The sequence below is a fragment of the Vibrio sp. 10N.222.55.C6 genome (assembly GCF_041473395.1).
In the GTDB taxonomy this organism is placed as follows: domain Bacteria; phylum Pseudomonadota; class Gammaproteobacteria; order Enterobacterales; family Vibrionaceae; genus Vibrio; species Vibrio crassostreae_C.
In genome coordinates, this window is the sequence record NZ_JBFRSD010000025.1 from 15,171 (window position 1) to 40,558 (window position 25,388).

At 45.1% G+C, this 25,388-nt stretch carries 19 protein-coding genes; 10 read left to right on the forward strand and 9 right to left on the reverse strand.

Annotated features, from left to right (window positions below; translation table 11 throughout):
* Nucleotides 1-4: 4 nt before the first annotated feature.
* A complete protein-coding gene (locus AB4486_RS15615; protein ID WP_102333205.1) occupies nt 5-1,057 on the forward strand; it encodes a YcjF family protein in 1,053 nt (350 codons plus the stop codon).
* A gap of 56 nt (nt 1,058-1,113) precedes the next feature.
* Here the strand turns inward: AB4486_RS15615 and traF are convergent, their stop codons facing one another.
* On the reverse strand, nt 1,114-2,262 hold the full coding sequence (traF, locus tag AB4486_RS15620; protein ID WP_065584182.1) for a conjugal transfer protein TraF: 1,149 nt from the start codon (nt 2,260-2,262) through the stop codon (nt 1,114-1,116).
* Nucleotides 2,263-2,527: 265 nt separating this feature from the next.
* Here traF and tyrR point away from each other — a divergent pair, with 265 nt between their 5' ends.
* The 4 genes from tyrR (at nt 2,528) to AB4486_RS15640 (ending at nt 5,788) form a co-directional block, all read left to right on the forward strand.
* On the forward strand, nt 2,528-4,072 hold the full coding sequence (gene tyrR, locus AB4486_RS15625) for a transcriptional regulator TyrR (protein WP_372117667.1): 1,545 nt from the start codon (nt 2,528-2,530) through the stop codon (nt 4,070-4,072).
* An 18-nt stretch (nt 4,073-4,090) separates the two neighbouring features.
* Nucleotides 4,091-4,678, forward strand: a complete 588-nt coding sequence (gene rimJ, locus AB4486_RS15630) for a ribosomal protein S5-alanine N-acetyltransferase (RefSeq protein ID WP_065584184.1) — start codon at nt 4,091-4,093, stop codon at nt 4,676-4,678.
* A gap of 152 nt (nt 4,679-4,830) precedes the next feature.
* Nucleotides 4,831-5,304 (forward strand): DUF2947 domain-containing protein, encoded by a 474-nt coding sequence (locus tag AB4486_RS15635; RefSeq protein WP_017060433.1) that lies wholly within the window; start codon nt 4,831-4,833, stop codon nt 5,302-5,304.
* A gap of 268 nt (nt 5,305-5,572) precedes the next feature.
* A complete protein-coding gene (locus AB4486_RS15640) occupies nt 5,573-5,788 on the forward strand; it encodes a hypothetical protein (protein ID WP_017065431.1) in 216 nt (71 codons plus the stop codon).
* A gap of 171 nt (nt 5,789-5,959) precedes the next feature.
* Here the strand turns inward: AB4486_RS15640 and AB4486_RS15645 are convergent, their stop codons facing one another.
* The 3 genes from AB4486_RS15645 to AB4486_RS15655 all read right to left on the reverse strand — a co-directional run bounded on the left by AB4486_RS15645 (nt 5,960) and on the right by AB4486_RS15655 (nt 11,550).
* The gene (locus AB4486_RS15645) at nt 5,960-8,800 is read right to left on the reverse strand and encodes an Hsp70 family protein (protein ID WP_017067721.1); all 2,841 of its coding nucleotides are present in this window, start codon (nt 8,798-8,800) and stop codon (nt 5,960-5,962) included.
* 153 nt (nt 8,801-8,953) lie between these two features.
* A complete protein-coding gene (locus AB4486_RS15650; protein WP_372117669.1) occupies nt 8,954-10,918 on the reverse strand; it encodes an Hsp70 family protein in 1,965 nt (654 codons plus the stop codon).
* Nucleotides 10,918-11,550: a DUF2760 domain-containing protein gene (locus AB4486_RS15655; protein ID WP_372117671.1), complete on the reverse strand. Its 633-nt coding sequence runs from the start codon at nt 11,548-11,550 to the stop codon at nt 10,918-10,920. Before AB4486_RS15655 ends, AB4486_RS15650 begins: the two co-directional genes overlap by 1 nt.
* A 350-nt stretch (nt 11,551-11,900) precedes the next feature.
* Here AB4486_RS15655 and AB4486_RS15660 point away from each other — a divergent pair, with 350 nt between their 5' ends.
* Nucleotides 11,901-13,439 (forward strand): diguanylate cyclase domain-containing protein, encoded by a 1,539-nt coding sequence (locus AB4486_RS15660; RefSeq protein ID WP_372117673.1) that lies wholly within the window; start codon nt 11,901-11,903, stop codon nt 13,437-13,439.
* An 87-nt stretch (nt 13,440-13,526) separates the two neighbouring features.
* On the forward strand, nt 13,527-14,057 hold the full coding sequence (locus AB4486_RS15665) for a 3'-5' exonuclease (protein WP_017060438.1): 531 nt from the start codon (nt 13,527-13,529) through the stop codon (nt 14,055-14,057).
* 118 nt (nt 14,058-14,175) lie between these two features.
* Here the strand turns inward: AB4486_RS15665 and AB4486_RS15670 are convergent, their stop codons facing one another.
* From AB4486_RS15670 to AB4486_RS15680, 3 genes are all read right to left on the reverse strand, one after another.
* Nucleotides 14,176-14,625 carry a TerB family tellurite resistance protein gene (locus tag AB4486_RS15670; RefSeq protein WP_017060439.1) on the reverse strand — a complete coding sequence of 150 codons (450 nt, stop codon included), beginning with the start codon at nt 14,623-14,625 and terminating at the stop codon, nt 14,176-14,178.
* A gap of 171 nt (nt 14,626-14,796) precedes the next feature.
* Nucleotides 14,797-16,824 carry an alkaline phosphatase family protein gene (locus AB4486_RS15675; RefSeq protein WP_372058509.1) on the reverse strand — a complete coding sequence of 676 codons (2,028 nt, stop codon included), beginning with the start codon at nt 16,822-16,824 and terminating at the stop codon, nt 14,797-14,799.
* A gap of 101 nt (nt 16,825-16,925) precedes the next feature.
* Entirely contained in the window at nt 16,926-17,378 is a 453-nt protein-coding gene (locus tag AB4486_RS15680) for a hypothetical protein (protein ID WP_102428589.1), read from the reverse strand.
* Nucleotides 17,379-17,459: 81 nt separating this feature from the next.
* On the opposite strand from AB4486_RS15680, the gene AB4486_RS15685 reads away from it, so the two are divergent.
* From AB4486_RS15685 to AB4486_RS15695, 3 genes are all read left to right on the forward strand, one after another.
* Complete coding sequence (locus tag AB4486_RS15685; RefSeq protein ID WP_017070881.1) at nt 17,460-18,788, forward strand: MipA/OmpV family protein; 1,329 nt, start codon at nt 17,460-17,462, stop codon at nt 18,786-18,788.
* 198 nt (nt 18,789-18,986) lie between these two features.
* Nucleotides 18,987-23,030 (forward strand): ATP-dependent RNA helicase HrpA, encoded by a 4,044-nt coding sequence (gene hrpA, locus AB4486_RS15690; RefSeq protein ID WP_372117676.1) that lies wholly within the window; start codon nt 18,987-18,989, stop codon nt 23,028-23,030.
* A gap of 143 nt (nt 23,031-23,173) precedes the next feature.
* Nucleotides 23,174-23,668 (forward strand): outer membrane beta-barrel protein, encoded by a 495-nt coding sequence (locus tag AB4486_RS15695; protein ID WP_017065440.1) that lies wholly within the window; start codon nt 23,174-23,176, stop codon nt 23,666-23,668.
* Between the two features lie 155 nt (nt 23,669-23,823).
* Here AB4486_RS15695 and AB4486_RS15700 read toward each other — a convergent pair whose 3' ends face one another.
* Together AB4486_RS15700 and AB4486_RS15705 are read right to left on the reverse strand one after the other, a co-directional pair.
* Entirely contained in the window at nt 23,824-24,606 is a 783-nt protein-coding gene (locus tag AB4486_RS15700; protein WP_372117687.1) for a hypothetical protein, read from the reverse strand.
* Nucleotides 24,527-25,318 carry a hypothetical protein gene (locus tag AB4486_RS15705; RefSeq protein ID WP_102321034.1) on the reverse strand — a complete coding sequence of 264 codons (792 nt, stop codon included), beginning with the start codon at nt 25,316-25,318 and terminating at the stop codon, nt 24,527-24,529. The genes AB4486_RS15700 and AB4486_RS15705 overlap by 80 nt, the downstream gene beginning before the upstream one ends.
* Between the last annotated feature and the right edge of the window lie 70 nt (nt 25,319-25,388).

The following is a 25,388-nucleotide window of genomic DNA, read 5'->3' on the forward strand; positions in this document are numbered from 1 at the left end:
CAAAATGAGTGAATTAAAAACAAAGCAGGTCTTTAATGAACCGTTGAAGACCTCTTTTGATGAGCAAGACAAGAGTGACGTTGGCCCGGATTTAGGCGCTCAACAACTGTTCACAGAGCAAGAGAAATTTGTCCCTGTCGCACCGCAAGTGAAAGCTGATCTTGATGGTGAAGCTGAGCAGCAATTGGAACAAGTGATTCGACCGAGCAAAAAGAAGAAGTGGTTTGGAACGGGTTTATTGGTCGCTTTCTCTGGCCTAGTTGGATGGCAGGCAATTGATTCGGTCATTACCGCGATTCAATCGGCTGACTGGCTGGCGTTAGGTTGGGCAGGCTTCATTGCTGCCATTGCTTCATTGGGTTTAGGCGCAATAGGCAAAGAGCTGTGGAAACTGCGTTCACTTAAAGATCACTTTAGTGTGCAAGAGCAGAGTGAAGAGCTACTCCAAAGTCAAAGTGTCGGCAAGGGCAAAGCGTTCTGTGAAAACATCGCCAAGCAAGGTGGCATTATCGCTGAGTCTCCTTCGTACGATAAGTGGCGAAACAGCATTAACCCAGCACACAGTGATGCAGAAGTGTTGGATATGTACGATGCGTTAGTCGTGAGTCAACAAGACAAAGTAGCGACTCAAATCGTCACTAAGTTTTCGACCGAATCGGCGGCTTTGGTCGCGGTGAGTCCATTGGCGGCGGCTGATATGTTGTTGGTGGCTTGGCGAAATTTCACCATGATAGACAAGCTTGCTGATGTGTATGGCATTGAGCTTGGCTACTGGTCTCGCATTAAGCTATTTAAACTGGTGTTAATCAACATGGCCGCTGCAGGAGCAAGTGAGCTCGCGATTGATGCAAGTATGGATCTCGTCTCGATGGATCTTGCAGGCAAAGTCTCAGCTCGAGCAGGGCAGGGGCTAGGTGTCGGTATCCTTACTGCAAGACTGGGCTTAAAAGCCATGACATTGCTGCGTCCTATGCCTTGGCATAACGAACGAAAAGTAAAACTGGCAGACCTCCGCAAAGCCGTCCTTTCTGAAATAAAGCGTATCACTCTCAAATAACAATACCGCACCCACAAAATGGGTGCGGTTTATTTAAATTGTTCTTTTGGCAGAGACTAAAAATGCATGATGAGCTGAGCAGAAGCCCCGTAGTTATTATCTTTGCCTGCTTGTGCCGCTAAATCGAATCCAAAGATACCGAATGGTTTAAAGCCTAAGCCTACAGTGGCTAGGTCATCTGCATAGTTAGTTAAACTATGCATATAGCCTAAACGAAGTTGAGCCCAACTGAATGCATCAAGCTCAGCGCCCACTTTTGCATACTGAGTTTTGTAGTCGTACTCTTTAAAGTGCTTGACGGCGTTTAAATCAATATCCGCTGTAAGGTTGTACCACGATTTATCATAGGAAATACCTAATACATATTCTGGTTCAACAAGTACCGTTGCTTTTTGTCCCATGTGAGTTTTAGTTTTTAGCTTTTGTGACAGGAGGTTCTTAGCAGACAACCCAATAATGGTGTTATCTCCCCATTCATAAGCAGCACCAAAATCTATGTTGAATGCGGATTTTTCTACGTAATCCTCTTCAATATCAAAGTCGTCATCTAAATCATCCAGTGTTTCAACGTAGTTCAGACCATAAATTCGTTGGTATTTGGGTGAAATACCCAACATAAAATCGTGTTCTTGAAAAGTAAATGTATCAGCAAAAGTAAAACCTACATCAACAATTGCTATACCAACCGCTTGACCACTTGAGAGCAGTTCTGAATCTGTAGGGTTATCATTTTGTAAGTCATCATCATTCACATTGAATCTAGCAATGGTGGCTACTTGAGATTTAATGAAGAAGTTGGTGCTCAGGTGTTTATTTGGAATAGCGAATACTGTACCTAGATTAGCTTCTACGTTTAAGTTTCCGTTATCTAGTTGTTTTAAAGCTTTGCGCCATTCCTCTAATAGTTCTTCATTCCCGGGATCAAATTGCAATCGTTCATCAATATCTTGGAAGTGATCCAACTTGTCGATCATGTCATCTGCATCATGAACCCTTGCTCCGAGAACGGGAAGAATTAACCCAAAGTTATCTCCTTCTTTATAACGAGCCGCTAAAGCAGGATTATGAAAACTGGATGTTAGGTAAGAGGCTGACGCAGCTCCAGTGCTGCCCATGCCAACACTTCTTGTATCGAAAGAAGTCATTGCAAAACTAGACGCAGAGAAGGTACTGATTATTGTGAGGAATAGTTTAGAGTATTTCATATTTAAGCCGATGTTTTTATACGGAAGAATATAGGCTATGGGTGATTTGACTTTAGTTCCATAAAATAACCATTTATAAAGTAAGGGGATGTTGCGAGGTGTTACGGTTGGAAATGTTGATAAGTGTGGTGAATGGTTTTAGATCTTTCTAAGGTGTTGATATCTAAAAATTGAATAGATATATGATAACTCTTCTTCTTGACTGAACTCAGAGCTTAATCCACACTACTGTCAACTTATCCTGACACCTATAATAGGACTATTTGTGCGTCTTGAAGTATTGTGTGAAGACAGACTCGGCTTAACGCGTGAGTTGCTCGATATCTTGGCCTCAAAAAGCATTGATTTAAGAGGAATCGAAATTGATGTTAAAGGTATTATTTATCTAAACTGCCCTGATATTGATTTTGATGCTTTTAGTGAACTTATGGCTGAAATTCGCCGAATTTCAGGTGTGAAGGATGTACGTAAAATCCAATTTATGCCAAGCGAAAGGCATAACACAGAGCTGATTGCTCTGCTGGCAAACCTACCTGATCCTGTGATTGCGATTGACCTTAAAGGCTCAGTCGATATGGCTAACCACGCCGCATTGAGCCTCTTCAACAAACAAGAAGATGAAGTCATCGGTGAACCGCTCGCGACGTTTGTTCCTAGTTTTAACTTTGCTCGTTGGATCGAAGGCGATGTAACGCGCCATCGTGAAGTTGTCGTGTTGGATGGCTTAGATTTCTCTATTGAGATCCTGCCGATTTACCTTGGTGGTGATGTCAACGAAGCGGTACTGGCAAGCGCAGTAATGACGATTCGTTCTTGTAATCAAGAGATGAACTCGCCAGATTCAATCCCAGAACAGAACAACCTGGGTTTTGAACACTTTGTTGGTGTCTCTAATCGCCATAAAGCCTTGATCAGCCAAGCTAAGAAATTGGCTATGCTGGATCAGCCTCTATTAATTGAAGGCGATACAGGTACGGGTAAAGAGATGCTGGCGAAAGCGTGTCATAACCGTTCAAATCGATCGTCTTTCCCATTCTTGATTCTAAGCTGTGCATCGATGCCTGATGACGTAGCGGAAACGGAATTGTTTGGTCATGCGCCGGGTTCATTCAACCATGAGCAAGGTCATAAAGGCATTTTCGAGCAAGCGAATGGCGGTACGGTCTTTTTAGATGAAATTGGCGAGATGAGCCCGCATCTTCAAATCAAGCTGCTGCGTTTCCTACAAGATGGTTCATTCCGTCGTGTTGGTGAAGAAGAAGAGATGCACGCGGATGTTCGTATTATTGCATCAACGCGCCACCGTCTTTCTGAATTAGCCGACTCGGGTTCGTTCCGTGAAGATTTGTTTTACCGCTTGAATGTACTGACTCTGTCTATCCCTGCATTGCGTGAACGCTCAAACGACGTAGTGCCACTGTTGGAACTGTTCGTTGCAAAGTACGCGCAGCAGTTAGGTATGTTAAAACCAAAACTGACTCAAGAGCTGATCGACCAGCTTGGTAATTACCAATGGCCGGGCAACATTCGCCAGTTAGACAACATGGTTCTACGCGCACTAACAGAGTTGGATTCAGACACGCTAACGGTTGAGCAATTCCATTTGCCACAGCTTGAAACAATGACGGCTGGAATGGCGAACCTGAGCTTAGATGGCTCGCTCGATGAAATAATGAAAGACTATGAATCTCAGATTCTAGAGAAGCTTTATCAGTCTTTCCCATCAAGCCGTAAGCTAGCAAAACGTTTGAATGTATCTCATACCTCAATTGCGAATAAGCTTCGTGATTATGGTATCAGAAAGAACTGATCGAATAAGAACAAGATTATGGAAGATTTGAGTACACCAGAGCGCATTTATAAGCATGATGGTAATCTGATTCTACGTACGGCTGAAATTGATGACGCTGGCATGATAAGCGAGTACTTTCAGGTTAACAGAGAGTACCTGAAACCTTGGGAACCGATTCGCGAAGACGCGTTCTTTGATAGAGCGAGTTGGGCGCAGCGGCTGATCAAGTTAAACGAGCTTCATAAAATGGGGCTAGGCTATTACTGTTTACTGATTAACGCTGACTCTAATGAAATGTTAGGCACCATATCGTTCAGTAATTTGTCTCGTTTCCCGTTCTACGCTTGTAATGTCGGTTACTCATTGGCGCAAAGTGCACAGGGCCACGGTTACATGCGCAGAGGTTTGAACATGGCCAAAGACTACATGTTTGATGTGCAGAACATGCACCGCTTAATGGCGGGCTACATGCCTCACAACGAACGCAGTGCTGGTGTATTAGAACATCTTGGTTTTGTCCGAGAAGGTTTTGCTAAAGACTACCTACAGATTAACGGTAAATGGGAAGACCATATACTGACGGCATTAGTTAACCCAAACTGGGAAGATAGACGCGCTGTATAGAGATCAATAGTCATTAGGCGTAAGTACCAATTAAGCGTAAATACAGATTTAGAGGCAGTGACGACATAGATAAAATGAAACCGTCACTGCATCAAAAAGAACAGATAGGCATGGTAAATCCATCAGCCTGAGAAGATATTTGAGGAATTTTGATGTCATACACAACTTTGGACGAATACCAAAGAAAATGGATTTTCACACACCAGTCAATGCCGCTGCCGGCAGAGGACTTGGAAAAGATTAAGCCAATGACACAGGCGAGAGCATCTCAGTTCTGGAAAGAGAACGTGAGCCCTCAAAGCCCAGACGCAGAACGACTGAGCTCGCAAGACTGGCCAAGCAAAGCATCGAACTGGAATGAAGAGATCAGTTGGATGGCGCATTGGGAAGCGGATGAGCCTGAAATGCCAGAAGAGATTCTTAACTTTATTGATTGGCAAGATGACGTAACTGTTTATTTTTGTTACGAAAAGTACAATGTTCTTGAAACCAAATGGGCGATTTTCAAGAAGCATTGGAAGAACTTCTTGTTCTACGATGATGGCCCGATTCTAATCGGTCGTCGTCGTTCAGAAGCCCTTTGGTTTGCTACCAATGGCAAGGTGAAAATTGGTAACCGTGCTTAACCTCGGTGTGATTTAATCGAGCTAGTGCTGGTAATCCGAGCAACAGATAGATAAACAAAAAGCGAGCATCGAGCTCGCTTTTTTTGTGCCTAATGATCTTCGAAGATCATGGGGAAAGACCCACTATTTGAGCCCAACTAAAGGTGACCATATCCACTCATTTAAAGCGAGTGAATTACGAAATTGAGATCGCTATCTCATTGGGTTAGTTGAAGTTTCATGGGGTTGAGCTATCTTTATATTACTGCCTTAGTGGAGGTGAAGTATTATGATTTGGGATACTCTCGAACGTGTAAATAAACTTCGCAAGGAAGCAATGGAGGATCCAGAGTTTTTGGATTCAGCAAAAATGCATGAGGAATGGCTTTTAAGCGAAACTCATAATCAATCGAACAAAGGAGCAAAAGAGAATAAACCGAAAAAACTATCTGACATTTATGAAAATACGGATTTTCCTATCAACCCAACTGGAACCAAACATTAACAATGATGAACTGCAACACGGCTAAGGCTCTTAACCAAAAAGCTATAAGTCGATTACACATACCAGCCTTAAGCCACCAATAAAAAAGCCACTTTCAACGAATCGAAAGTGGCTTTTTCTTTTCTTGCTAGCTTCTTTACCATTAGCAACGAAAGCTAATCGTTTTCAAACCTAGTTATTGATTAGGCTTAATCCGCTTGGTAACGCATCACCAAACACACGCTTAGATTCACTCTCAGAAAGCTCAGTCACTTCACTCACTAGTGTTAACCATGAGTCAGGTACCTTGCTTTGCTTAAGCTTCTCAATCACTTGATTGCGATAGTCGTCAGAGATATCAAACTGACGGTCACCGGTTTTTCGACAAATCATCACCGCTGCGAAGGCGATCATCTGCTCTTTCTGCCAGTTCTGTTCAAGCAGTTTTGGTAACCACTGTTCAGCTTGCTCTCTAGGAATTACGCTGTGTTGGCTGCCATACAAAGGCGTTCTTGATGCTAATCGTCCTAGCGCCCACCAGTGAGCCTGTTCAAATTGGTTATGGTTGATCGCTTTGCTTAAGAACCAACTTGCCAGCAGCACTTTGTCTTCAACCTCAAGTTGCTCAAGTGACGCCGCTAAACGGACCATGGCTTCATAACCATTATCTTGCGCATCTTTGGCTGTCTTAGGGTTCTTCATTGCACCTGGGTGAAGGTATTTAGCGATGTCAGCCAAGATACTCTCTTGCTGCTCTTGGTTTAGCCCACCAGCGACACGACGCCAGAATACCCACCAGTCTGTCCAGCCTTGGTGGTTCTTGAACTGAATGTTCTGTTGGTAAAGGCCCCAAATCTGTTCGATACGCCATGAGTCAGTCGGATCGCCAAAGCCAGGACGTAGCGAGTATCCCGCCAAACGTAGCCAGTTCTTCTCGTGTGCTTCTGAGCGGCGACGACGTTTACGACCTAATGAGAAGGTATCAAATAGATGACGAAGGGTCGTGAAGTCCCATTCATCGCGTTTACCTAGTCGCTTCTCAAGATCTTTCGATAGTGTTTTGATCTCTTTCGATTCAGCACTCTTCTTGTTGCCGCTGTACAGGCGAGAAATCAACTCCTTACACTCTTCCAATCTTGGGTGAAGCGCGGAGGTATCAGATTCATCGCCTTGCTTGTTTCTTACTTCAAACTCAAGCAACCAACGCTTAGAGTCATCTTCTATACTCACACACTCCATTTTCAATGTGCCGACTTCGGTTAACTGACAAGCGAGCAGTACTTCAACACGCTCTTTTTGGTTGGCTTGAAGTTCTGCAGTACCTGAGCCTTCCAGCGTAGAAATATACGGTGGGAGAGGGGAGAACAAGTCGGCATCCACATTGACCATCACACCGTTTTGAATGGCGGTGTCATGAGCAATTTGATCGTGTGTTGAAGTCAGAAGATTAAATCGTACTGGCTCACCTAAAGTCAGCGAGAAACGACGGCTGTTCAAGCGTATCTCTTGGCCTTCTTCGGTTCCTTTGGCAAGCAGACAAAGCGCTTTACCCATCTTGTTTTTCTCTTGCAGATGCAAGAAGTAAGAACGGGCAGCACCGCCACCGATTTTCAGCTGTGCACCGCGGCGTGCTTTACCAAAGGCAACCGCGCCAAGGGCAACAGACCAATCTGGATGAGGGTTATCAAGCACTGTGATAGGAGAACCGTTCCAGTTGCCCAGTAGCTGAGTAATTCGCTCTGTTACCAGTTCACTGTTAAACACACCACCATTGAGCAGCACGCCAACTGGAATTGCAGGTTTGGTGTCATCGAACTCAATAGAGTCTGAGTTTTCCAATGCGGCTTTAGACACTTGTTGGTGCGTTGCTAGGAATTCTGCAACGTGCTTACTCACCGCAGGGTCAGCCACGTAAGGCAGACCAAACTCAACCACAGCACTGCGGCGTTTGTCGGGTGTTTCAGTAAACTCAGAAAGCGGGAAGAAACCTTCCAATGCGATTTGATGGACTTCTTGTTTAGTTAAACCAATACTCTTAGTTCCGCCAAGCAGTTTTGAACCGCTGCCCAGCATGGTGATCTTTACATCATCGGGCGCATTGGCAGAAAGCAGGCTCTCTTTTGCGGCGCGAGTCTGTTGAATCAGTTTGGTTAGGCTAGAGGCATTCAGCTTTTTGTTTTGATTGAAGCGTTGCTCTGCAAGGTGGGCAAGGGCTAAATCGAGGTTATCACCACCAAGCATCAAGTGTTCACCAACACCAATACGGTCGAGTGCGAGCTCGTTATTACCGTCGCTGTTCGCATCGAATTTGGCTTCAATTAAGCTTAAATCGGTGGTACCACCTCCAACATCACACACTAGAATCAGTGGGATTTGTTGAAGTTCATCTGCTGCGGTTTGTTGGTGACGGGCATACCAGTCATAACAAACGGCTTGCGGCTCTTCGAGTAATAGAATCTTACCTAAGCCCGCCAGTTCTGCGGCTTCGAGTGTTAGCTTGCGTGCTGTCTCATCGAAGGAAGCAGGAACGGTAACCACAACATCTTGGTCTTCAAGCTTGTTGCTCGGGTTACGGTAGTTCCATGCTTGGCGAATGTGGTTGAGGTAGCTTGCACTCGCCACAACTGGCGAGACTTTATCGACATCTGCTGCGCCTGCCCAAGGCAGAATGTCGGAGTTACGATCCACCGCTTGGTGTGACAGCCAACTCTTAGCACTCGATACTTGGCGGCCTTCAACCTTAGCGCCTAATTCACGTGCCCATTCACCGACGATAACGTTCTTAATATCGCCTTCAACGGGGCTTGGTTCCCACGGCATTGTCAGGTCAGAAGGGGATATTTGACCTTGTGCTGGGTGGTAACGAAAGGATGGGAGTAAGGGCTTGCGAACCACTTCACCGGGGCCGATGAGTTGGTCAATATCGAAAAGAGAAACGGGAGCATGTTGTAGGTCGTCGTTGATTTCACAGTAAGCGACAACCGTATTGGTTGTACCTAAGTCAATGCCGACTAAAAAACGAGGAGTTGCCATACAAAACCTTATTCTTCCAGAGTGATGACCAGTTTTTTGATAGCTTTGGTCTTATTGTTGTTATTCGTAAACGTCATTCCTGAGAAACAGGCAGGACTAGATTGAGAAATGCATTGATAAAGTAACGGCACCCGCTAAGGTGCCGTTGATTCATTATGCTTGTTCGTTTGAGTCGTTATTTGAGTCTTCACGAACGTCGAACTCAACGTGCCACTTCTGACCGTTGTCAGTGGCAATCGCTTCTAGGTGTAAGGTGCCTAGCTCAGTAACGCGAGAAGCCAAAGTCACTGGAACCACTTCACCTTCGCGACGGCCTTCAGAAACCGGCAATGTCACTTGGATTTCAGGAAGCTCATCAAGCTCTTCAGGCGCCCAGTGATCAAGGTGCGTACCCGCTTCATCTTCACGACGAATGGTTGAACCGAAGAACTGGAAGTGTACTGGCTGACCAATCACTAGACCGAATTCTTGGCTAGGTACTTGTACGCTTGAACCTTCTTCCATACCAAATGGTGCAACACACAAAGCTTCCATCGGAGGAGCCATACCTGGGATAGCTGGCATCGCGCTTTCAATTCCTACGTAGTAAGAAGATGCGATACCACCACGGATACGAACGCCTTGGCCACGACGAACTGCGCCGTAGTAAGAAGCGCCACTTGCAACCGCTAGGTCTAAGTCTAAACCTGAAAGTTGTTTAGCAAATTCAGCATCTGCATTAATTAGCCATTCATTGATCGTGTCTGAAAGACGATCAGCAAGTAGGTTAGATTTTAGAACACCACCATTGAACAGTACCGCTGTTGGTTTGATGAAGTCTGCCGCTGGCGCTTCTGACCCTTGCGCTTCTGTACCGGGCATACCGGGCATGTTTGCAAACGGGTTGAAATCTTGCTGAGCGGTTTCACTATTTCCAGAAAGCGCGTTCGCTTGCTTAGAAAGGAATGCAGCAATGTGACGAGTAATACCTGCGTCTTGAGCGTAAGGCAGACCCATTTGAGTCAGTGCGCCACGCGTCTTTTGTACTGGGTGCTCAGTCACCGCTACTTTCGGGAAGAAGCCATCAACCAATGTTTGTTGTACTTCTTGCTGAGTTAGATCTGTTTTCAGTGTTGCGCCCAGTAGTTTAGAACCACGGCTTGGAACAACGATTGGCACAGATTGAAGCTCAGCATCGTTAAGCAGTGCTTCTTTCGCATCACGACACGCGTGAGTCATTGCTTGAACCTGCCAAGGAGCCAGTTCTTTACCTTCTTGAGCCAGTTTCATCTTCAGACGGTAAGCCAGAGCTAAGTCCATGTTGTCGCCGCCCAGTAGGATATGTTCACCTACAGCGATACGGTTCAGGCTTAAGTTGCCTTCATCTTGTGTTACTTCAACTAACGAAAGGTCGGTTGTACCACCACCGATATCGACAACAAGAACGATGTCACCAACGTTAACTTCATCACGCCATGTGTCGTTGCTGTTATCAATCCAGCTGTACAGAGCCGCTTGTGGCTCTTCAAGAAGCGTTAGGTGAGCGAAACCAACATTACGTGCAGCTTCTGCTGTTAGGTCACGAGCCGCAGGATCAAACGAAGCTGGAACCGTGATCGTTACATCTTGGTCTGCCAGTTTGTGTTCTGGGTTTGCGTGGTTCCATGCGTCTTTAAGATGCTCAAGGTACAATTCAGTTGTCTTAAGCGGAGATACTTTTTCAACTTCTTCAGGGCTGCCTGCAGGAAGGAAAGCATCGCGACGGTTAACACCACCGTGGCATAACCAAGATTTTGCACTTGCTACCAAACGGATAGGGGTTTTAGAACCAAGGTTACGAGCAATTGCACCCACTAGCGCTTTTGGCTCTGAAGACCAAGGAAGAACGCGAGAGCCCGCATTCATTTCATGTTCGTGCGGTTGGTATAGGAACGAGCCAAGTTGGCTGCGAGTTTCTACTGTACCTGGCGCCGTCAGTTGAGGGATTTGCATCACCTCAACGCGAGCGTCTTCATTGCTTGTGTCTATGTAAGACAAAACGCAATGTGTAGTACCTAAATCGATACCAACACTGAACTTGGGTACCTGGTTTTGCTCTTGAGAAGATGGCTCTTGAGCTAAATGACTTTGGTGTTCCATTATAGCTCCACCTCTGCCGGTGCAATTACAGATGAATCGTAGTTTTCAGCAAGCTTAGGCAGGTTCATGTCAGTTGCTTTCCAACCTTTGTGAACCAGTGTGCCGTTGAATGGCGCATTACCCGTTACGTTGCCAGTTAGGCGAATTTCTTGAGGGTTGAAACCTTCAGCAATAGTGATACGTGTTTCTTCAGCTTCAGTGCGGATGTGAGACAGCGTTACGTAATCGGCTAATACTTTTTGACCGCCAGTGTGAATAACACGAGCTGCCGCGCCAACTTCTTCATCAGAGAATGATGTTAGGTCTTCTTTTAGGAAGTCAATTAAACGAGCTTCTTGCTGCATGATAGACAGTAGCTGCATTGCAGAATCTGTTGGTGCTGTTGCCAGCTTAGATTCAACTTCTACTACTTTTTCGATCACACGTTCAACTTCAACAACTTTCTCTACTTCGACAATTTTCTCAACTGGCTTTTCAACTTCAACGATCTTTTCTACAGGTTTTTCTACGACTTTCTCGACCACTTTGGTTTTACGAGAAACGGCAATTAGCAGTAGTAAAACGCTTGATGCAGTTAGGCCTGCGTGAAGCATATCAAACGTTTGTGGGATTAGGTTCAAATCAACGATCATAGTGATTTCTCTTTAAAATTGATTTAACGGTATATTCGTCGGTTTAAAGGAATATACAGGTTGGAAAGAAACTCAGTGGCATAAGGCCGAAATGTTCACTTTCAAGCTATAAATATGGGTGGATACTAGCATATTCAAGGCTTAAGGGCTTTATTTAATGTTTTCAATAAACTGGCTTTTTGGTGAGTTAGCTTGAAAGTTAATCGAGATTTGTTGGTTTATTAGCCGTAAATGTCCATGGGTTGTAAATAGTGTTAGTTTTATCCCATTGTGAGAGTCAAAGATAAATAGAGCCTAGCATTCCGGCAGTGTATACTTTCGACTCAAAATAACATCATATGGGAAGCTGTATGCCCCACACTACCGACCCTATAACAGGGTTGAAGAAACGAACTTTGCCGTTAGTTGTCTTTTTTGCCACATTTTTGATAACGGTGTTGTGTTTTGTTTTGGTTGCGGCGAATCAAAATAGGTCTTTGAATGAGAATCTGGATAGCTTTGCTCAGCATCAAACGCTCAGTTTAAAAGCATTTATTGATAACGATGTCGCTTATATCGGTTCCGGTGCGAATTTTTTCTATTCTAATGATGTCGATAGTCGGGACCGATTTGATCGTTTTGCTCAGCAAACGATTAACGGCTCGAAAAGCCTGATCGGATTGCAGTGGATGCAAAAAGTAGCGGTAGAAGATATCGCCGAGCACACCGCCAAAATGAAAGCTCAATACCCATCCTATAGAATGTTTACTATCCCTAAACATGGGCCAAAAACTTATGGTTATGTCTTGGATGGCGAGCCCGTATTTATCGCGACAGATATTTATCCGAATGATCCAGTGAACAACGGTGTTTTGGGTTTTTACTCTTCTCGTGAGCGGTTTAATCTGGTCATTGAGAACATTAAAAAAACACGTGAAGCGAATATTTCAGACAAAGTTCGTCTATTGCAAGACGGTTTAGACAGCAACACACCTAAGAGCGGAATGTTGGTCTACCACCCTGTGTTTGATGGTCAAACGGACAATTTGTTAGGGGTTGTGATTGGTGTTGTTCGTACCACATACTATTTTGAGAAACTTCTGGCGTCTACTGTCGGCGATATGGACGTTTATGTGCGTGTTACCGATAGCGGTTTTGAAGCTGAAGATGCCCCGATAATGTTCGAAACCAATGGTTATGAAGCGGTAACTGGGCAGCACATTACAAAGACGATTACATTAACTAACCGTGAATGGATTATCGACTTCAAGATAGATGCATGTATTTCATTTAATGGTTACTTAGTGTTGGCGGGAATCGGCATAGTTGGTACCACTATCTCATTACTGCTCGCTTATATTGTGAACCTGCAAATTCGAGAGAAAGAGCGCTTGTATCGAATGATTGATGAAAGAACAGAAGAACTTCGCTTTCTTGCCAATCATGACAGTTTAACGGAAATTTATAATCGCCGAGCTTTTAATAAGATGCTTGGTCAATCGATACAAAGCGATAAGCCGTTTAGCTTAATAGTGTTTGATGTTGATAAGTTTAAAGAGATCAATGATAAGTTTGGGCACCCAGCCGGTGATGCGTTACTTATTCATGTGATTAAGGTTATCTCAGTGAGCTTGAAGTCTGGAGATAACCTATTCCGGATGGGAGGGGATGAGTTCGGTATCATTTCGAGCATCACTGAACATGACTCATTGTCTCGCTATTTAGAATGTATTTTAGATACGGTGAGTGAGTCTTATTGCGAGCATTCTGGCCAGCTATTGAGTTGCACTCTAAGCATCGGGGCTACCATCCGCACTAATGAAGACATTGAAGCGCTCCTTCAAAAAACTGACAGCATGTTATACCTAAGTAAGTCAAATGGCCGAAATCGAGTCACAATTGCAGGCTAAATGAGCACTTGATGCAACTGGGGTCGAGTTCTTTATTAGGCTCATGTACAATTTCACGAAATTTTTGACGAGAGAATTAGGCGACGTATGAATCACAATCGAGTGGTGTGTTTCGATTTGGAAATGTGCTGTTGGAGCGAAGACGGTGTAGGAACAACAGGGGAGATCATTGAAATTGGTCTTGCTGAGATCGATCTTGTATCTGGAACCATCGTGAAGCGCGCGCAATATTACGTTAAGCCCGAAAAAGACGAAGTCTCTCTATTTTGCGCCGAGTTAACGGGCATTACCCCTCGTAAAATCGAAAAGCAGGGTCGCCCATTAGAGTCTGTTATCAAGTCGATGATTAAGAACTTCGGTGGCCCAAAGAAAATCTATGCAGCGTGGGGACGCGACGATCTTATCTTACACAAAGAGTGTATTGAGAAAGGCATTGAACCTCCGTTCAGCGAGTTCTTGAATATCGCCACGCTTTATCGAGTTCAGAATCGCTTGAAAGACAAACGCATTGGTCACCGCGCTGCTCAAGAAGCCAAAAATATTGAGTGGGAAGGTCGTCAGCACTCGGGTTATGTCGATGCTTATAATCTTGCGAAACTCACATTAACTATGTTGTAGCTAAATTTTTAGCTCCTCTCAGCCCTGTTTAGTCAGCTTTCAGTTTACCGATTCAAAAAAGCGACCGGTTTCTTAACCCGTCGCTTTTATTTCAGTTTCCAATTCATTATTTCAGGCACTAATTTTCGCCTAAAACACTTAACTTACTCTTGATGAAGTCACAGTGGTCGACGTAGAGCAGTTCTGCTGTTTTACGGATCACAGAATCTTCGATAGGGTCAATTTCCCCGTCGGCATGCGCTACTTCCCACATCGCTTTGATTAAGTCGATTCGCACTGGCTGAGATAGGTCTCTGAGTTGCGATGTAAAGTCATACAGCGATACTGATTGCTCTACTTTCGGCTCTGCTTGCGCGAGCAGTACCTTTGCTTGTTCTTCATCTAAATCCAGCAAACGCTGCAGAAGCTGTAGCTTAGCGACTCTTTCTGATTCATTGATCTGATGGTCGGCACCCGCGACTTCACACAACAAACTCGCGATGGCGATATTAGGTGATGTGCCTTGGTTTTTGCTTAGGTCCTGGCCTTCAATCAATTGTTTAAACATTGATGTGAGAGAATTGAACATAACGAGCTCCAGTTAAAATTTGTATCGAGTTCCGTAACGCTGATAGCTATCAACTATAAACATAACCATAAGCATAAGCATAAGCATAACTATTGGGTCTACAGAGTGTGATCGCAAGCGTCTTTACTAAAAACTGACATTACGGATACGCGAGCGATAAGGAGCATTTTATCAATCGGGCTCTGGGAAACGGGTAATTTTACCGTCGCCACTGAGTGTCGTGATCGATTGCGGTTTCCCATCAGTGTCTAGCCTCAATTCTCCAATCGCACTGCGGTTTGAAAGGCGATAGAAGGTCTGATTGTCAGGGCTTCGCTTTTCGATCTTCAAGCGTTTACGCTTAGTGAAGTAGTTCAAAACTGAGCGAGGGCTGTATAACAGGCGGTCCCATACATCGCAGAATTTAAGCAGCGGAGCAGGGAACTGATTTTTAATACCACTGCAGGTGATTTGATAGATGTTCGGGCTGTTGCGACGATACCTAAGCTTGATGTCATAAGCGAAGGAGTAATGAACATCGCCAGAAAGTACCACGAAGTTGGTCGGTGTTTTGGTATGGGTAAAGATGCTAATCAGCGTATTAGCACTGCCCGGATGCGCCATCCAGTTTTCAGCGTCAATCACTAATGGCTTGCCGATTGTGGTCGCCATCTTTTGCAGTGTTTCAATAAACTTCACGCCAAACATCGGTGCAGCAGAAACGATCACCACTTTATCTTGATTCATTAACTGATGTTGAAACTCAATCAAGGCTTCCCAGTCCATTAAACCTGAAGGCTTGTTCATGCGTGACTCTGAACGCCAACGACGCGTACGAGTATCCAACACAATGACTTTGGGTGAGGTATCTATTGTGTAATGCCACTCTTCAAAGCGACTTAACATCTCAATGAAGGCTTGATGCTTGTCTGGCTCGATGTTGCCAATAGAGTGAGTAGTCGCTGCATTGCCGGCTTCATTATGAGTTTGTTTACTAATGCGCGGTTGTTTAGTAATGAGCGGTTGAGCGACAAAAAGCTGTTTTGCTTGCTCGATAAACGTTTCATCGAAGCTCTCCGGTTTGTTACCCCAACCTTGACACATCCAGTAAGCCGCAAGGCCGTTACCAATGACTTGGGTCGCGAACTGGTTTTGGTCGACGGCATGCTCCCAACCCACGGTAAGGTTCCAATCATCCGTCACATCGTGATCATCGAAGATCATGTACGTTGGAATATGCGCGAACAGACGTTGCACTTGCGGTAAGCCAGCAATGAAATCATCCATGATGACGCTTTCATCACGCCATTGTTGCTGCTCAGTCGGTGTTAATTGGCGTCCACCTTGAGTGAAGTTATTCTCAATTAAACGCTCTCGATTGACGCATTGCCACAGTGTCGGAGACCAAACCAATAAGTACATCGCGATAAACTCAGACAGCGTGACCAAGTGGTTTTCACAATCGGTAGAGCTAAAAATCGGCACGCCACGGTTCGGGAATAACTTATCGAGCATGGATTCTGAAGCTGTGTGGTGCGGCAAATAGTGATGACGCTGGTATAAGTGGTATTCACTGTTATACAGAGCGTCACTGTTGTTGATTTGTTTAATTTGCGAGTCAGTCGGTAAGCTTTCGCCTACAAGGCCAAGCAGGTGAATCACTTGTTGAATAGCATCAAGTGTTGGGCCTGCCACATGGTCGGCGTAGATCTGATCGCCGCTCATCATCAGCATGTCGGGTCTTTCAGCGACGGTTTGATCGGCCATCTTGTTATCGGCTGCAACTAGGCTGTCTTTGCTTGGATGATGCGGGTTGCGGCAAGAGCCATGAAGAATGTAATCAGCTGAGGTCGATATCTTAAACTCAACGCGAGATTTACCGTTGTAAACAAGGTGAGGGGCGAGCTCTTTTAGTGAACCTGACTCTGTGTGAATGTCATATTCAAGCAGCGTATTAGTCGGAAACTCACCTTGTAAGCGAATTAGCGTTATCCACGCATGTGTACCGATTTGAATCGAATCATGTTCTTCAAGCGATGAGGTATAAAACGGCTGGTCTTGTGCTGCTTCAGAATCGTCTATTTCTTGAGTATGAAGCTCGGCTCTGCCTGTAAGAGGCGAGCTGGTGGCTAACCAAAGTACTACTTCAGTCGCGGTGGTTTTTCTTAAAATGGGTCCGGCGAGTAACAGGGGAAGAGATGATGTCGTAGAGGGTTTCAATACGGTACCTAAAATCGTTGGTGGCTAGTCGTCGTGGTGTTCTTTTGTTTCGAGCTTGTTCGTGTCTGGCTTTGTGGTTCCAAGCGTTGATGCTTCAAATTCTACTGAGTCAGATTCTGTTGATTATGCTCTGCAATCTCAGGCTCTGTCGTTTCAGATTCTGTTGATTCAAGAACTTCGATAACTTCTGAGCTAGAAAGTTCATGGCCCATTAGAAATATTGCCAATAGGGCATCGGCTTTGGTCTTGGTATCGGAAGGCTCGTCTAATAACAGTTCGAGCTTTTCTCGAATCATAGCAATCTCGTGCTCAACAAAGCCACGGCCTTCTTCATCCCCTTGATTGTCTTCAGGGGCATTATCGAATTCAAGAAATAGCATGTCACCGTCTAGGTTGGTATCCACCAAACGCTCAGGCAACCACGCCTCACCCATAACAATATCTGGATCGGAATCTTTGGGTAAGTGATCTATAATGTTTTGTAATTCGGAGACTTTCACAATACTTTCATTTAACCGAGAATATTCTACATTGTAACGGTCAATGCCGAGCAAACCTAAAAATAGTTAGCCGTCATGGTTAATAAATGTCTAATCAGTAAAACAATATTTTTTTCAAAGAGTAATTACACAAGAATGAAGCTCAAATATTTACCGACTCTTCCTTCATCTGGATTGGTTTTACTAGGTAGCGCTTTCCTAAGTGGCATTTTCGTAAGTGCTAATGCGTGGGCCGCTGAAGAGCAAGAGTGGGGCATCGCTGCAATGTTCCGTACAGCAAGCATCCCTTATGACACGTCTGGTGGCGACCAATCGGTTAGCTCATTCGTACCGATGCTGTTTTTCAAGAACGATTATGTGTTTATTGACGGTACTGAGATGGGGGCATACCTCTATCAAACTGACGATGAGAAGTGGTCTTTCAATGCTATCTCTCGCATGCGCTTTATTGATATTCCTGCATCTGAGCAGAACGCGATTGAAGGCGATACGGCGGACTTTGGTGCTCAACTGACCTACCAACTTGATGATTCTTGGTCTGTCGAGACGGAGTTAATGAGCGACAGTGAATACAACTTCCACGGTAACTTACGAGCTAAAGCCAAGTATGAAACTGGAGATTGGGAGTTTTACCCGAGCGCGACGCTGCGTTATAAAAGTGCTGATTTCAACAGTGAGTATTACTCCGCATCTAATGAAACCATTGGTGCTGGTGTTGACTTAAATGTTGGTGTTGAAACGCGTTACCATGTGGTTTCTAACTTGTACTTATTGGGTTCAACCAGTGTGACTCGATTGGACGATAACGCTTACGATTCTTCGATTGTTGAAGACCGTTATCAGGGGGAATTGTACCTTGGCTTTGGTTTCTTTAACGACAAAGAGAAAGCGCCAAAACCTAAACTGAGCAATGCGCCTTACTTACGTGTCGCACACGGCTGGGGAACGCCATCCAATATTGGCGACATCATGAAGTTCAATAGAGAAAAAGACGAATACAACAACCAGTTGACCTCGTTCTTCTATGGACACCCATTAACTGATGAGATCTTCGGCTTGCCATTGGATATCTATTTGACCCCAGGTATTGCCCACCACTGGAGCTCAGACGTTCAATCAAGCAGCACCGAATACATCATCGCAATCAAAGCGTATTACACCTTTGATTGGCCAACTCAGTGGCGTGTTGGTGTGGCAGAAGGTATGTCTTACATCGATTCGATTACCTACATCGAAGGCTCTGAGATGGACCGTAAAGGTTACACCGCAAGCCATCTATTGAACTACTTAGACTTCTCATTCGATGTCAACGTTGGCGACTTGATTGGTAAGAATGACTTGAACAACTTATGGTTCGGTTATTCATTGCATCACCGTTCTGCAATCTTTGAAAAATCCTCTCAGTATGGTCGTATCAAAGGCGGTAGTAACTACAACACGGTTTACTTCCAATATGAGTTTTAAGCGCAGTTTTTAACGTTAGCTTTAAACCAGAGTTGACTAAGTACGAATTACATTTGACCGCGCTTTCATAGCTCCTGCGAGTGTTAGCGAGATTAATCAGCCTGATAGCTAAAGGTTTTCCCTTTGCTGTCAGGCTTTTTTGTTTGAGACTTGTGATATAATCGCGCGAGTTTAATAAGTACAAGAATAGGACACGCTTTGACTTCGTCTCCGGAAAAAGCAGATAACAACAAGAATGCAGCACAGCCAAGTTCTTCACAGAGCAAAGCGAAACCAAACCAAGCTGCATCGAAAAAATCTGCTGAACAATCAGCGACAAACAACAAATCATCTCAGAATAGCCCAGCCTCTCTTCGTAAAGCGCTCAACGAATGTATGATACGCGATCGCTTCCGTTTGAGTAAGCGAATTGCTGGTGCGAGTAAAATTAAGAACGAACAAGCTAAGCACGCTGTCTTTGATGAGATTGCGTTAGACATTGCTAAGTCAATGATGACGGCAACTCAGCGCGCGGCACAGAAACCAACGATTGAATACCCAGAAATTCTCCCGGTTAGCCAAAAGCGCGAAGACATCGCGAAAGCCATCGCTGAAAACCAAGTGGTTATCGTGGCGGGTGAAACGGGTTCGGGTAAAACCACTCAGCTACCAAAAATCTGTTCTGAGCTTGGCCGCGGCCGCTTTGGCTTAATTGGTCACACTCAGCCCCGTCGTCTTGCGGCGCGTTCGGTTGCGAACCGTATTGCTGAAGAGATGGAAACACAGCTGGGTGAGTTCGTTGGTTATAAGGTTCGATTCAACGACCAGATTTCTGACAATACCCAAATCAAACTGATGACCGACGGTATTCTACTGGCGGAGATTCAACACGACCGTTTCTTAAATCAGTACGACACCATCATTATCGATGAAGCGCACGAACGTAGCCTGAACATCGATTTCATCATGGGTTACCTGAAAGAGTTACTGCCAAAGCGTCCTGATCTGAAAGTGATCATCACGTCGGCAACCATCGATCCAGAGCGTTTCTCTAAGCACTTTAACAATGCACCGATCATTGAAGTGTCTGGTCGTACTTACCCAGTTGATACGCGTTACCGCCCATTAGGTGGTGATGAAAGTGATTCAGACCGCGACCAAATCGAAGGCATCTTTGAAGCCGTTGATGAGCTGTGTGATGAAGGCCTTGGCGATATCTTGATCTTCATGAACGGTGAGCGAGAAATTCGTGATACCGCAGATGCATTAAGTAAACGCAACCTTCGTGATACCGAAATTGTCCCGCTTTACGCGCGTCTATCGGCGGGTGAGCAGAACCGTATCTTCCAGTCTCATACTGGTCGACGCATCGTTCTGGCAACCAACGTGGCAGAAACCTCGTTAACCGTTCCGGGCATCAAGTATGTTATCGACCCGGGTACGGCGCGTATTAGCCGCTACAGCTATCGTACTAAAGTACAACGTCTACCGATTGAGCCAGTGTCTCAAGCGAGTGCAAACCAGCGTAAAGGTCGTTGTGGTCGTGTTGCAGAAGGTATCTGTATTCGTTTGTACTCTGAGGAAGATTTCGAGTCACGCCCAGAGTTTACTGACCCAGAGATTCTTCGTACTAACCTAGCGTCTGTAATTCTTCAGATGACAGCGCTTGGTCTAGGCGACATTCAAGCGTTCCCATTTGTTGAAGCGCCCGATAAGCGCAACATTCAAGACGGTGTAAGGCTGCTTGAAGAGCTTGGTGCGATCGCCACCGTTGAACCGTCAGCGAACAAAAACAAGAACCACGGCGACGACAAGAAGAAGCTAACCGCGATTGGTCGTAAGCTGGCAAAACTGCCTATCGATCCACGTTTAGCGCGTATGGTAATTGAAGCGCCACGTAACCGATGCCTACACGAAGTGATGGTGATCGCGTCTGCGTTGTCGATTCAAGATCCGCGTGAGCGTCCATCAGATAAGCAACAATCGTCTGATGACAAGCACAAGCGTTTCTTCGATAAAGAGTCTGACTTCATCACGTTTGTGAACTTATGGGATTACATCAAGCAGCAGCAAAAAGCATTGTCGAGTAACCAGTTCCGCAAACAGTGTAAGCAAGATTACCTCAACTATTTACGTATCCGTGAATGGCAAGATGTGTACTTCCAAATTCACCAAGCAATGCGTGAGCTAGATACTAAGTTGAATACAGAACCGGGCAGCTACGATGGCATTCACATGTCACTGCTATCAGGTCTGCTTTCGCACATTGGTATGAAAGACCAAGAGAAGAATGAGTATCAAGGTGCACGTAATGCACGCTTCCACATCTTCCCTGCGTCTGGCCTATTTAAGAAACAGCCTAAGTGGATCATGTCTGCTGAGCTGGTGGAAACCTCAAAACTTTGGGGCCGTGTTATCGCGAAGATTCAACCTGAATGGATTGAACCGCTAGCGAAACACCTGATTAAACGCAGTTACAGCGAACCACATTGGTCGAAGAAGCAAGCGGCAGTAATGGCACACGAAAAAGTGATGCTTTACGGAATCCCAATCATTCCAAAACGCTTAGTTAACTACGGTGCGATTGATGCCACTGTCAGCCGTGAATTGTTTGTACGCAGTGCATTGGTTGAAGGTGAGTGGGAAACCAAACATACGTTCTTCAAACAGAACCGCAAGCTCCTGCAAGAAGTGGAAGAGCTTGAGCATAAATCGCGTCGTCGTGACATCTTGATCGACGATGATGAACTGTTCGATTTCTATGACCAGCGTGTTGGTGAAGAGGCGGTTTCTGGCCGTCACTTTGATACATGGTGGAAGAAGACCAGTCAGAAAACCCCTGAGCTGCTTAACTTTGAAAAATCGATGCTGTTCCGCGGTGATGCTAGCCACGTTACCGATCTGGATTACCCGAACTTCTGGCACCAAAACGGTATCAAGCTCAAGCTGAGTTACCAATTTGAGCCGGGCGACGATAACGATGGTGTAACGGTACACATTCCGCTGCCTATCTTGAACCAGATCGACCAGAACGGTTTTGATTGGCAGATCCCGGGTCTACGTCAAGAGCTAGTAATTAGCTTGATTAAGTCGTTACCTAAAACGCTACGCCGTAACTTTGTACCTGCGCCAAACTACGCAGATGCATTCTTGGCACGTGTGACACCGCTTGAAGCACCGTTACTGGATTCTCTTGAGAAAGAGCTACGCCGCATGACGGGTGTGGAAGTGGTACGTGATGACTGGAAGTTAGACCAGATTCCAGAGCACTTAAAGGTAACATTCCGCGCTGTAGATCATCGCAAGCGTAAGCTGAAAGAACAGAAAGATCTGCATGAGTTGAAAGAGAGCCTGAAAGACAAGGTTCAAGAAACGCTTTCTAAAGTGGCAGACGACGATATCGAGCAGCAGAACCTGCACACGTGGAGCTTTGGTGAATTACCAAAAGTCTACCAACAGAAACGTGGTGGCTACGATGTTAAAGCCTTCCCTGCGCTGGTGGATACCAAAGACAGCGTAGAGATCAAACTGTTCGAAACCGAGCAAGAGCAAATCTCGGCAATGAAATCGGGTCAGCGTCGTTTAATCTTGTTGAACGTGCCATCACCGATCAAATACTTGCACTCGAACCTGCCGAACAAATCGAAACTTGGCTTGTACTTCAACCCATACGGACAGGTACTCGATCTTATCGATGACTGTATCGCTTGTGGTATTGATAAGCTGATTGAAGAGAAGGGCGGTTTGGTTTGGGAACCAGAGCAGTTTGAAGCTCTGAAAGAACACGTACGTGCAGAGCTGGGTGATACCGTAGTAGAGATTGCTCAACAGGTTGAAACCATCCTAACCACGGCATTCAGCATCAGTAAAAAGCTGAAAGGACGCGTGGATCTTTCTATGGCATTCGCACTTTCTGACATAAAAGCTCAAGTAGAAGGTTTGATTTTTAAGGGTTTTGCCACAGAATGTGGGTGGAAACGCTTGCCGGATATTCTACGCTATATGAGAGCGATTGAACGCCGCATGGAAAAACTGCCAATTGACCCGAACAAAGATCGTCTTCACATGATCAAAGTTGAGTCAGTAATGAATGATTACAAAGAACTGCTGAATAAAATTCCAAAAGGGATCGCGGTTCCAGAAAATGTAAAAGAGGTGCGTTGGATGATAGAAGAGCTTCGTGTAAGCTTCTTCGCACAGCAGCTCGGTACGCCTTACCCAGTATCAGATAAGCGTGTTAAAAACGCGATTGATGCTTGCTAAAGGAATAAAGCTAGACGCAATGGCAAGGTTTGGGTATAAATCTTGCTTATTGCATTACTAATTGAATAGTTATTACATACAGGGCGACTTGGTGGCAATTTATTACCACTCAAGGCCTGCCACTAGGACGAAAAAGGTCGAATATGAAAAAAACGTTATTGGCACTAGCACTACTAGGTGCATCTTCAACAGCAATGGCTGATTCTTGGTTGTACGGCGGTGTAATGGGTGGTCAAAACTCATTCGCTGGTGAAGATGAAAACGCGGTGGGCATCCACGTAGGTACAGGTATCCTTCCACTAATCGGTGTTGAAGCGGGTTACTGGGATCTAGGTTCTTTCGGCAGCGTTAATTACGGCAACCGCGATCTTAAGAATTTAGACGCAAGCACTGCTTACCTAGCGATTAAACCAAGCATCGATTTTGGTCCTCTTCACGTATACGCGAAGGGTGGTCTTCACTCTTACGAGCTTAAAGCTGATGGCTTCAAGCAAGACGATGTTGATATCATGTACGGTGTAGGCGCTGAATACTTCATCTTTGGTCCACTATCTGTAGGCGCTAGCTACCAAAACTTCAAAATGAAAGATGACGACTCTGGCGTATTCACGCTAAACGCAACTATCCACCTACTGTAATTACTTGCAGTCAGTGACAGACGTACCGTTGGTCACGGATATTTGTAGAGTTCGTAAGAATTCGTAAAAAATGCCAGCTTGATAGCTGGCATTTTTGTATCTGTTAACCGTGTAATCGCTACTCTGTTTTCTTATAACAGATAGCAAGCGGATGGTTACTTTTTACTGTTCAGAATACGCTGAATTCTTGGGTTAATCGCTTTACCGTGTTTACTTTCGTACTCTTCACGTTTTAAATCGTTCAGGTTCTTTACAGAGTTAGCGGCAAGAAGGAATTCTGGTAACTCAGTTTCAAGCATGCCTTTCTCATCTAAACGTTTCGCTTCCAAGTAATACTTCTTGAACAGGCCATCGAGTTTGTTTTCAGCCGTGCGCTTTAAATCGTACAGTTTATTCTGGATTAACCATTGTTCAATCTTATTATCTGCAGAGCGTGACAACACTCGAATACGGCTATCCAACAACTCCTCTTCAGTCAAAGAATCTTTCAGGATCCAAAGCTCACCCATTTGCGGCGGCCAACTGTTGCCAAGTTGAATACGTTCATGACAGTGCATTAGCACGCGGTTAAGGCCGTCTGAATCGACTGAGTTAGCAAATTCAATAAACTTACCGCTCGGCTCGCTCCCGTATTGGTATTCCCATTGTGTTTCGTACACGCTTAAGAAAGAACCAAATACATGGATACACCAATCAGTCAGCTCTAACTCTGCCGGATCTTGATCGACAACAGGCACTTTTTGAGACGCACCAGAATCCGCAGCTTGTGCAGCCGCTACTTTCACTTCGGTACTTTGCGCTTCAATCACTTCAGGTACTAATGGACCTGTAGCGTCAGGTACAACAGGTTGAGCTGGCTCAGAAGGTTGGCTTTTTGCCTTTTTGAATGAGCTGCTGCCTGAAGCGTTCAGATGGGCTAAGCTTTTGTCTATACCCATTTCCTTGAGCTTGTCCTGCATTTCCTGAATATTGAGAGGTCTTCTGCTGTTGTTGTCTTTCATTTTGCTTCTCGTTAACTAGCCAGTACTGCAGCTTGGATTCAATCCGAGATAATGGCATTAATTCATTGGCTTTGGCTTTATACCAGAGGACAAATTTCTTCCATACTAAACTATGGTCACCGGTCAAACCGGAGAATTTAAACGCACGTTCTGCCCATGATGGTATCTCTTCTTCGTTGAGATCATGAGTAGAGACGGTGTTGCTGTTCATTGAGCCTCGACCTTGTGGGCGAGGGGCCTGCTGCATGTGTTGCATTGGTGCCGGAGCAGGCTGAAACTTAGGTGCAGGTGCAGGTGCAGGTGCAGGTGCAGGTGCAGGTGCCGTAGAGTAGACCGGAATACTATTGGTCGGTTGAACCTCAACGTGCGCCGCAGTTTGCTCTTGCTCAATGAGCATTTTGAAAACGTGAATCTCTTTTTTATCCCGATAATCTACTTTTACCTTATCGAGAAAACCTTGGTCGACTAAACACTTAAGACAGTCGGCTAAACCAAACGTAGAGAGAGCACAAAGTTGACCTGCTGTTTGTAGGCACACATTGGTGTAGCCGAATTCGTCAGCACCGTCTGCAAGCATCAATAAAACCAGCTTTTCTGCAGGGCTAGAAGTATTCACTTGCCAAGCTAAATAAGAATATTTGGCGCTCAATATCGTGTTCTCAAAAAAGGTAAGTCGTTGTCACTATTGTAAGTCACCCCTTACCGAATTTATAGCAACT

What these genes read in the sequence shown, in the direction of transcription:
- AB4486_RS15615 (WP_102333205.1), top strand. Translation starts at nt 5, where the DNA reads ATGAGTGAATTAAAAACAAAGCAGGTCTTTAATGAACCGTTGAAGACC.
- traF (WP_065584182.1), bottom strand. Translation starts at nt 2,262, where the DNA reads ATGAAATACTCTAAACTATTCCTCACAATAATCAGTACCTTCTCTGCG.
- rimJ (WP_065584184.1), top strand. Translation starts at nt 4,091, where the DNA reads ATGGAAGATTTGAGTACACCAGAGCGCATTTATAAGCATGATGGTAAT.
- AB4486_RS15635 (WP_017060433.1), top strand. Translation starts at nt 4,831, where the DNA reads ATGTCATACACAACTTTGGACGAATACCAAAGAAAATGGATTTTCACA.
- AB4486_RS15640 (WP_017065431.1), top strand. Translation starts at nt 5,573, where the DNA reads ATGATTTGGGATACTCTCGAACGTGTAAATAAACTTCGCAAGGAAGCA.
- AB4486_RS15645 (WP_017067721.1), bottom strand. Translation starts at nt 8,800, where the DNA reads ATGGCAACTCCTCGTTTTTTAGTCGGCATTGACTTAGGTACAACCAAT.
- AB4486_RS15650 (WP_372117669.1), bottom strand. Translation starts at nt 10,918, where the DNA reads ATGGAACACCAAAGTCATTTAGCTCAAGAGCCATCTTCTCAAGAGCAA.
- AB4486_RS15655 (WP_372117671.1), bottom strand. Translation starts at nt 11,550, where the DNA reads ATGATCGTTGATTTGAACCTAATCCCACAAACGTTTGATATGCTTCAC.
- AB4486_RS15660 (WP_372117673.1), top strand. Translation starts at nt 11,901, where the DNA reads ATGCCCCACACTACCGACCCTATAACAGGGTTGAAGAAACGAACTTTG.
- AB4486_RS15665 (WP_017060438.1), top strand. Translation starts at nt 13,527, where the DNA reads ATGAATCACAATCGAGTGGTGTGTTTCGATTTGGAAATGTGCTGTTGG.
- AB4486_RS15670 (WP_017060439.1), bottom strand. Translation starts at nt 14,625, where the DNA reads ATGTTCAATTCTCTCACATCAATGTTTAAACAATTGATTGAAGGCCAG.
- AB4486_RS15685 (WP_017070881.1), top strand. Translation starts at nt 17,460, where the DNA reads ATGAAGCTCAAATATTTACCGACTCTTCCTTCATCTGGATTGGTTTTA.
- AB4486_RS15695 (WP_017065440.1), top strand. Translation starts at nt 23,174, where the DNA reads ATGAAAAAAACGTTATTGGCACTAGCACTACTAGGTGCATCTTCAACA.
- AB4486_RS15700 (WP_372117687.1), bottom strand. Translation starts at nt 24,606, where the DNA reads ATGGGTATAGACAAAAGCTTAGCCCATCTGAACGCTTCAGGCAGCAGC.